Origin of the sequence: Massilia sp., from assembly GCF_032106685.1 — a bacterium.
GTDB lineage: Bacteria > Pseudomonadota > Gammaproteobacteria > Burkholderiales > Burkholderiaceae_D > Telluria.
This window is the reverse complement of the sequence record NZ_DAMCPG010000001.1, coordinates 181899-190142: the sequence shown is the minus strand read 5'-3', so window position 1 is coordinate 190142 and position 8244 is coordinate 181899. Positions and strand designations below refer to the sequence as shown.

The following is an 8244-nucleotide window of genomic DNA, read 5'->3' as shown; positions in this document are numbered from 1 at the left end:
CCGACATCCTGAAACGCAGCCTGACCGCCAGCGCCGCCGGCGTGAACAAGACCTACGACGGCAGCAACGCCGCCACCGTCGGCTTCACCGACGACCGCGTGACCGGCGACGTGCTGGAGTACAGCGCCAGCGCCAGCTTCGGCGACAAGAACGCCGGCAACGGCAAGACGGTCAGCGTCAGCGGCATCGCCTTGAGTGGCCAGGACGCCGGCAACTACGCGTTGGCGTCGACCACCGGCACCACCAGCGCCGACATCCTGAAACGCAGCCTGACCGCCAGCGCCACCGGCCTGAACAAGACCTACGACGGCGGCAGCGCGGCCAACGTGGTGCTGGGCGACGACCGCATCGCCGGCGACGTGCTGTCGCTGAGCGCGGGCAGCGCCAGCTTCACCGACAAGAACGCGGGCATCGGCAAGACGGTCACCGTCACCGGCATCGCGCTGGGCGGCCAGGACGCCGGCAACTACACGCTGGATTCGACCACCGCCGTCACCCAGGCCGACATTGCGAAGCGCCTGCTGACCGTCGGCGCCACCGGCGTGGACAAGGTCTACGACGGCAGCGCGGCCGCGACCGTCACCCTCGGCGACGACCGCGTGGCGGGCGACGTGCTGGGCTATGGCGGCAACGCCAGCTTCACCGACAAGAACGCAGGCACCGGCAAGACGGTCACCGTCACCGGCATCGCGCTGAGCGGCCAGGACGCCGGCAACTACACGCTGGCGTCGACGGGCGCCACCGCCAGCGCCAACATCGCCAAGCGCAGCTTGAACGCTACCGCGACCGGCGTGAACAAGACCTACGACGGCAGCAATGCCGCCACCGTCGGCTTCACCGACAACCGCGTGACCGGCGACGTGCTGGAATACACCAGCACGGCCAGCTTTACCGATAAAAACGCCGGCAACGGCAAGACGGTCTCGGTCAGCGGCATCGCGCTGGGCGGCCAGGACGCCGGCAACTACGCGCTCGCGTCGACCACCGGAACGACCCAGGCCGACATCGCCAAGCGCACCCTGCATGCCCAGGCTGCCGGCGTGAACAAGACCTATGACGGCGGTACGGCGGCAAGCGTCACCTTCGGCGACGACCGCGTGGCGGGCGACGTGCTGGCCTATACCGGCAGCGCCAGCTTCGCCGACAAGAACGCCGGCAACGGCAAGACGGTCAGTGTCAGCGGCATCGCGCTGGGCGGCCAGGACGCCGGCAACTACGCGCTGGCCTCGACCACCGCCACCACCAGCGCCGACATCGCGAAGCGCACCCTGGTCGTCGGCGCCACCGGCGTCAACAAGACCTACGACGGCAACACGGCTGCGAGCGTGACCTTCGGTGACGACCGCGTCGCCGGCGACGTGCTGGCCTACACCGGCGCCGCCAGCTTCGCCGACAAGAACGCCGGCAACGGCAAGGCGGTCTCGGTGACCGGCATCGTGGTGGGCGGCCAGGACGCCGGCAACTACACGCTGGCCTCGACCAGCGCCGGCACCACGGCCGACATTGGCCGCCGCGTGCTGACCGCCCAGGCGACCGGCGTCGACAAGGTCTACGACGGCGGCACGGGCGCCACCGTGCGCTTCGGCGACGACCGCGTGGCGGGCGACGTGCTGGCCTACACCAGCACGGCCAGCTTCGCCGACAAGAACGCCGGCAAGGGCAAGGCGGTGACGGTCAGCGGCATCGCGCTGGGCGGCCAGGACGCCGGCAACTACACGCTGGCCTCGCACACCGGCGCGACCACCGCCAGCATCACGCCGCGCGTGCTGAACGTCGGCGCCACCGGCATCGACAAGGTCTACGACGGCAGCACCGCCGCCAGCGTGACGCTGGGCGACGACCGTGTCGCCGGCGACCAGTTGAACCTGTCGAACGGGGGCGCCGCCTTCGCCGACAAGAACGCCGGTACGGCCAAGGCGATCCGGGTGAACGGCATCGCGCTGGGCGGCCAGGACGCGGCCAACTACACGCTGGCCTCGACCAGCCTGGGCGCCAGCGCCGCCATCACCCCGCGCACGCTGCACGTGAGCGCCAGCGGCGTCGACAAGGTCTACGACGGCGGCACCGCGGCCAGCGTGGTGCTGGGCGACGACCGCCTGGGCAAGGACCAGCTGAGCATCGCGGGCAATGCGCGCTTCGCCGACAAGAGCGCCGGCAGCGCCAAGGCGGTCCAGGTGAACGGCCTGGCGCTGTCCGGCGTCGATGCCGGCAACTACCGCCTGGCCGCTACCAGCGTGTCGACCCAGGCCGCGATCGGCCAGGCGACCCTGACCGTCAAGGCCAACAACGCCACCCGCGCGGCCGGCTTGAACAACCCGGTGTTCGGCTACAGCGTCAGCGGCCTGGTGCAGGGCGACAGCCCGGCGATCCTGCCGGCATTCGTCACCGCATCGAACGCGACGCCGCAATCGGCGCCGGGCAGCTATGCGATCACGGTCGGCTCCAGCGCGACCCTGAACGACTACAAGCTGGCCTTCGTCGACGGCATGCTGACGGTGACGGGCGCGCCGCCCGAGCTGACCCGCGCGATCCGCGCCACGATCGCACCGGTGCTGCCGCTGGAAGTCATCGGCGGCACGGCGACGGTCGCGCACCAGCAGAACGAACAGCAGCAACAGCAGCGCGAACTGCCGCGCGTGGAAGAGGTGCGCCAGCCGGGCAGCCCGGCGCCGGTCGCCGGCCCGCGTGTCGACGGCAACATCGTGACCCTCTCGGGCGGCACCGAAGTGCTGACCCGTAACGGCGGCGTGCGCAGCGAGCAATGAAGACCATGACCTTATTTGATACCGGAGCGATCCACGTGCAATCCCGCCCTCAATCCCAAGCTGCCCAGGCCGCCCAGCCTGGCCGCCTGCGCCCGCTGGCGCTGGCCGCCATGCTGCTGCCGGCATTCGCCAGCGCCCAGACCGTGCCGGATGCCGGCCGCATCCTCGAATCGCAGCGCCCGCCGGCGCTGATCGCGCCGCCCGGCCCGGCGCCGAAGGTGCTGCCGGACGCCCAGCCGGCCCAGCGCGTCGGCCTGTCCGGCGACCAGCGCGTGCTGGTGCGCGGCTTCGTCTTCAAGGGCGCCGATGCGGTGCCCGAGGCCACCCTGCAGGCACTGCTGAAGCCCTATGCCGGGCGCGAGCTGAGCTTTGCCGAGCTGTCGGCGGCCGCCGCCGCGGTGTCCGACTACTACCGTTCGCAGGGCTACTTCCTGGCCTCGGCCACGCTGCCAGCCCAGGACCTGGGCGCCGGCCTGGTGACGATCCAGGTGCTCGAAGGCCGCGTATCCGGCGTCGAACTGCGCCGCGACGCCAGCGTGCGCCTCGATGAAGCGCGCGCGCGCCGCTACTTCGACGCGCTGGTGCCACCCGGCCAGCCGGTGCACGAGGACCAGCTGGAACGCGCGCTGCTGCTGACCCAGGACCTGCCGGGCATGCGTGCCCGCGCCGAGCTGAGCCCGGGCGCGGCCGTGGGCGAAACCGCGGTCGCAGTCGACTTGACGGAAGGCCCGCTGGTGAGCGCCACCCTCGGCCTGGACAATTCGTCGAACCGCTACACCGGCCGCCTGCGCGCCACCGGCGGCGTCTACCTCAACGACCCGAGCGGCAACGGCGACCAGGTCTCGCTGCTGGCGTCGAGCACCGGTTCCGATTTCAAGTATGCGCGCGCCGGCTACGTGATGCCGGTCGGCTCGTCGGGCACCCGCCTGGGCCTGTCCTACGCCGGGCTGCGCTACCACCTGGGCGAGGAATTCGAGGCGCTCGACGCCCAGGGCACCGCCAAGGTCGGCGAAGTGGTGCTGACCCATCCGCTGCTGCGCACGCGCCGCACCAGCCTGCAGCTGCGCCTGTCCTACGAGGACAAGCGCTACGTGAACCGCGCCAACGGCGCCGAACTGAGCGACAAGGTGGTGCGCACGCTGCCGCTGGGCCTGGTGTTCAGCGCCCAGGACGGCTGGCTGGGCGGCGGGTATACCAGCGCCTCGCTCGACCTCACGCCGGGCCACCTCGACCTGTCGGGCAACGCGGCCTTCGAAGCGGCCGACGCGCTGGCCGAGCGCAGCGCCGGACGCTTCCTGCGTACCAATTACCAGCTGAGCCGCCAGCAGCGCCTGACCGGTCCGTTCAGCCTGCTCGCCAGCCTCAGCGGCCAGTTCTCGTCGAGTAACCTGGAGTCGGGCGAGAAGATCTCGCTCGGCGGCCCGGGCCGGGTGCGCGCCTATGCGGCCGGCGAAGCCAGCGGCGACGCGGGCCACGTGGCGACCCTGGAAGCGCAATGGGACCTGCCGGCGGCGAACGCCGGCGTCAGCGCCTTCTTCGACTATGGGCACATTACCCTGAACCGCGACCTGTATCCGGGCGCGCTCGCGGCCAGCAACGCGGGCAACAACTATGCGCTCAAGGGCGCGGGCCTGGCGCTGAGCTGGCGTCCCCTGGCCGGCACCACGGCCCAGGTCACGGTGGCGCGCAAGGTCGGCAGCAACCCGGGCCTGGCCGCGAATGGCCGCGACGTCGACGGCAGCAGCTCGCGCACGCGCGCCTGGTTCCAGGTCATGACCTCGTTCTGATGCGGCAGGAGGGCGGCCAGGTCCGCCCACCGGGGTGACGCCCGATCGCGAGACAAGGCCGCCGCCAGGCGGCCTTGTCTTTTATCCCTTGGACGCGCCGTCCACATGATGGGTCCGGACATTCCGGCGGGGCAGGGCAGGGCAGGGCTGTCAACGCGCGGCCCAGGCACCCGTTCTTGGGATTCGTCGCGCGCATCGGCATTTTGTCGCACGGCGGCCGGCGCCGCTCCCCGGCTGGGTTACAGTGCATGTTCCATAACGATCGAGGGAGCCCGAGCATGCCGAAACTGTCCGCCGCCTGTGTCGCCGTCCTGGTCCTGCTGGGAGCCTCCCTTGCCCCTGCCGCCCACGCTGCCGACGCGCCCGCCGCCGAAGCGGCCCAGCCGCTGGCGGCGCGGATCGACGCCGCGATTGCGCCGTATTACAAGGCGGGCGAGCCCGGCGCCATCGTGATCGTCGTCAAGGACGGCGAGACGGTGCTGCGCAAGGGCTACGGCAGCGCGGACACGGCCGGCAAGACGCCGCTGAGCGCCGACATGGCGATGCGCCTCGGCTCGCTCACCAAGCAGTTCACCGCGGTCGCGATCCTGATGCTGGCGGAGGAAGGGAAGTTGGCGCTTACTGACGACATCACGCGCTTCCTTCCCGATTACCCGACGCGCGGCAAGACCATCACCGTCGAGCACCTGCTGACCCATACCTCGGGCATCGTCAGTTTTACCAGCCGGCCCGACTATCCGCTGACCATGGGGCGCGACGTCACGGTGGCGCAGATGATCGATTCGTTCAAGAACGCGCCGCTCGAGTTCGCGCCGGGGACGGCCTACCGCTACAACAATTCGGGCTACTTCCTGCTCGGCGCCATCATCGAGAAGGTGTCGGGGCAGCCGTATGCGACGTTTCTCGAGCAGCGCATCTTCGTGCCGCTGGGGATGGAGAACACCGCCTACGAAGGCTTCGAGCGCGGCAAGGCGACGCGTGCGGCCGGGCATACCGCCGGCGCGCAGGGATTCGGCCGCGCCGCCGCGCTGAGCATGAGCCAGCCGTATGCGGCCGGTGCGCTGGTCTCCACCGTCGACGACCTGGCGCGCTGGGATGCGGCGATCGCGGCCGGCAAGCTGCTGGGGCCCGCCAGCTGGCAGCGCGCGTTCACGTCCTATACGCTGGCGGACGGCAAGCCCACCGGGTATGGCTATGGCTGGCAAGTCGGGAAGCTGCAGGGGGAACCGGTGCTCGCGCACAGCGGCGCCATCAACGGCTTTGCCACCTACGCGCTGCGCCTGCCGGCGCAGCGGGTCTTTGTCGCCGTGCTGAGCAACGCGGACAGCGGCATGATCGATCCCGGGACGGTGGCGAACCAGGCGGCCACGCTCGCCATGGGCAAGCCGCTGCCCGAATCCGGGGGCGTCAGGATCGCCAACGCCGCTTTCGACACCCGCGTCGGCCGCTACGAACTGGCGCCGAACGTCGTGCTGGCGCTGTCCCGCGAGGGCGACCGCTATTTTGCCCAGGCCACCGGCCAGGCCAAGCTCGAGATCTTCGCGCGCAGCGAGACCGTGTTCTTCGCGCGCGAGATCGAGGCCGAGGTGCGCTTCGACGGGCCCGACAGCAGCTACCTGGTGCTGCACCAGAACGGCCAGCGGATCAAGGCGCGCCGGCTGTAGGCCCTCAGTGCGCGGCCGTCTGCGGCTGCGCCGCCAGCCTGGCCGCGACCTGTTCGCGGAACCAGCCGCTCTGCACGTAGCGGTACAGGTTCGCGCCGGGGCACACGGTCTTGTCGGAGTGATCGCGGTGGCTGGCGATGCGCTCGACCGGCACCTTGTACTTCGCCGCCAGCATCGCCATCAGGTCCGCCACCGCCTCGAGCTGGGCCTGGTTCGGCTCGACCTCCTCGAAATTGCCGACCACTTCGATCAGGGCATGGCCCTTGGGGTCGTACTCGGTGTTGGTGTCGCCGGCAAAGCCGATGTCGCGCGCGGCGTAGATCTTCCCTTCGAGGTCGATCACGTAGTGGTAGGGGATGTCGAGCCAGCCTTTCGTATTGCGCGACCAGGCCTGCAAATTGCGCAGGTACTGGCGCACGTCGGTGCCGGGCTTGAACGGCTCGCCCTGGTGGTGCAGGGTGATGTCGGTGATCTCGTGGCGGCGTGCGCGGGCGGCGTCGGCCGGCGTGCCGCCCCAGTCGCTGACCGGCACGATCGGCGGCACGATGGCAGGCGCGATCGCAGGCGCGGTGGCGGTGGGCGCCTGCACGGCGCAGCTGGCGCAGGCCAGGGCAAGGGCGAGCAGGGAGAGGGTGCGCGAAGCGCGAAGGCTCAGGTTCATGGATGGGTTCGCTGTGGAAAACACGACATCTTTCCACAGGCGGGCACAGGTACGCAAACCGCGTGCAAGCGTGCTCGCGAAGCCCGATGCTTTCCTGTTAAGCTAGCGAGGAATCCCTCCACTTCCGAACCCCATGAGAACCATTGCCCAGATCCTCAAGGACAGCAAGACCATCGCCGTCGTCGGCCTGTCCAACAAGCCGGACCGCGCCAGCTACGGCGTGGCCGAATACCTGCAGCAGCAGGGCTACCGCATCATTCCCGTGAACCCGGCCTACGACGGCCAGGAGATTCTCGGCGAACGCGTCTATCCCGACCTGCAGTCCGCGGCCGACGCGCTGGCGCCGGACGGTACCCGCATCGACATCGTCGACTGCTTCCGCAAGTCCGAGGACATCCCGCCGCTGGCGCGCGACGCGATCGCGATCCGTGCCGGCTGCCTGTGGATGCAGCTCGAGATCGAGAACCAGGCTGCCGCCGACCTCGCGCGCGCCGCCGGACTGGACGTGGTGATGAACCACTGCCTGAAAATCGAACACCGCAAGCTCAACGCCTGAACGATCACGCCATGCTGAAATCCGTTTCCCTGCTCCTGCTTCTTTCCGCCGCCCTTGGCTCCGCCATGGCGCAAGGCCCGGCCGCACCGGCTTCCGCCGCCGCGCCTGCCGCCGCTGCACCGGCATCCTGCCCGGCCCTGCTCAACCAGAACTTCAAGCGCCTGCAGGACGAGGCGCCGCAGAACCTGTGCCAGTACGCCGGCAAGGTGGTGCTGGTCGTGAACACCGCCAGCTACTGTGGCTACACCAAGCAGTACGAAGGCCTGGAAAAGCTGTACGCAAAATACGGCCCGCGCGGCCTGGTGGTGCTCGGCTTCCCGTCGAACGATTTTAAACAGGAAGCCGAGAACGCCAAGGAAATCGCCGACCTCTGCTATAACACCTATGGCGTGAAGTTCCCGATGTTCGCGAAGACCGTGGTGTCCGGCCCGAACGCCAACCCGCTGCACGCCAGCCTGGCCAAGCAGACCGGCAAGGAACCGAAGTGGAATTTCACCAAGTACCTGATCGGGCGCGACGGCAAGGTGATCGAGCACTTCCCGAGCAAGGTGGCGCCCGAGGATCCGCAGTTGGTGAGCAAGATCGAGGCAGCGCTGTAAAAGCACCCGCAGCAGGGCCGAGACGTAGGGTGGGCGCCCTGTGCCCACGCGGTGATACCTGGCTGCCAAATAATCGAGTCTGAAATCGGAGCCGCCAACGATCACCGCGTGGGCACAGGGGCGCCCACCCAACGCCAACGATCACCGCGCGGCACGGGCGCCCATCCACACCGCAGCCCAGCAACCAAACACAACATTGTCGTTTTTGATCC

At 69.6% G+C, this 8244-nt stretch carries 6 protein-coding genes; 5 read left to right on the top strand and 1 reads right to left on the bottom strand.

All coding sequences use genetic code 11. The annotated features are described in order from the left end of the window. From RT688_RS00835 to RT688_RS00825, 3 genes are all read left to right on the top strand, one after another. Positions 1-2765: YDG domain-containing protein (locus RT688_RS00835; protein ID WP_313702959.1), on the top strand; the 2765-nt coding region annotated here is incomplete at its 5' end. A gap of 5 nt (positions 2766-2770) precedes the next feature. Continuing rightward, positions 2771-4552, top strand: coding sequence for a ShlB/FhaC/HecB family hemolysin secretion/activation protein (locus RT688_RS00830; RefSeq protein ID WP_313702958.1), 1782 nt, complete (start codon positions 2771-2773; stop codon positions 4550-4552). A 278-nt stretch (positions 4553-4830) separates the two neighbouring features. Continuing rightward, positions 4831-6216, top strand: coding sequence for a serine hydrolase domain-containing protein (locus RT688_RS00825; protein ID WP_313702957.1), 1386 nt, complete (start codon positions 4831-4833; stop codon positions 6214-6216). A 4-nt stretch (positions 6217-6220) separates the two neighbouring features. Here the strand turns inward: RT688_RS00825 and RT688_RS00820 are convergent, their stop codons facing one another. Further along, positions 6221-6877 (bottom strand): peptidoglycan recognition family protein, encoded by a 657-nt coding sequence (locus RT688_RS00820; RefSeq protein ID WP_313702956.1) that lies wholly within the window; start codon positions 6875-6877, stop codon positions 6221-6223. Positions 6878-7010: 133 nt separating this feature from the next. On the opposite strand from RT688_RS00820, the gene RT688_RS00815 reads away from it, so the two are divergent. Both RT688_RS00815 and RT688_RS00810 read left to right on the top strand, forming a co-directional pair. Beyond that, positions 7011-7433: a CoA-binding protein gene (locus tag RT688_RS00815; RefSeq protein WP_313702955.1), complete on the top strand. Its 423-nt coding sequence runs from the start codon at positions 7011-7013 to the stop codon at positions 7431-7433. Between the two features lie 11 nt (positions 7434-7444). Beyond that, a complete protein-coding gene (locus tag RT688_RS00810) occupies positions 7445-8032 on the top strand; it encodes a glutathione peroxidase (RefSeq protein WP_313702954.1) in 588 nt (195 codons plus the stop codon). The last annotated feature ends 212 nt before the right edge of the window (positions 8033-8244 follow it).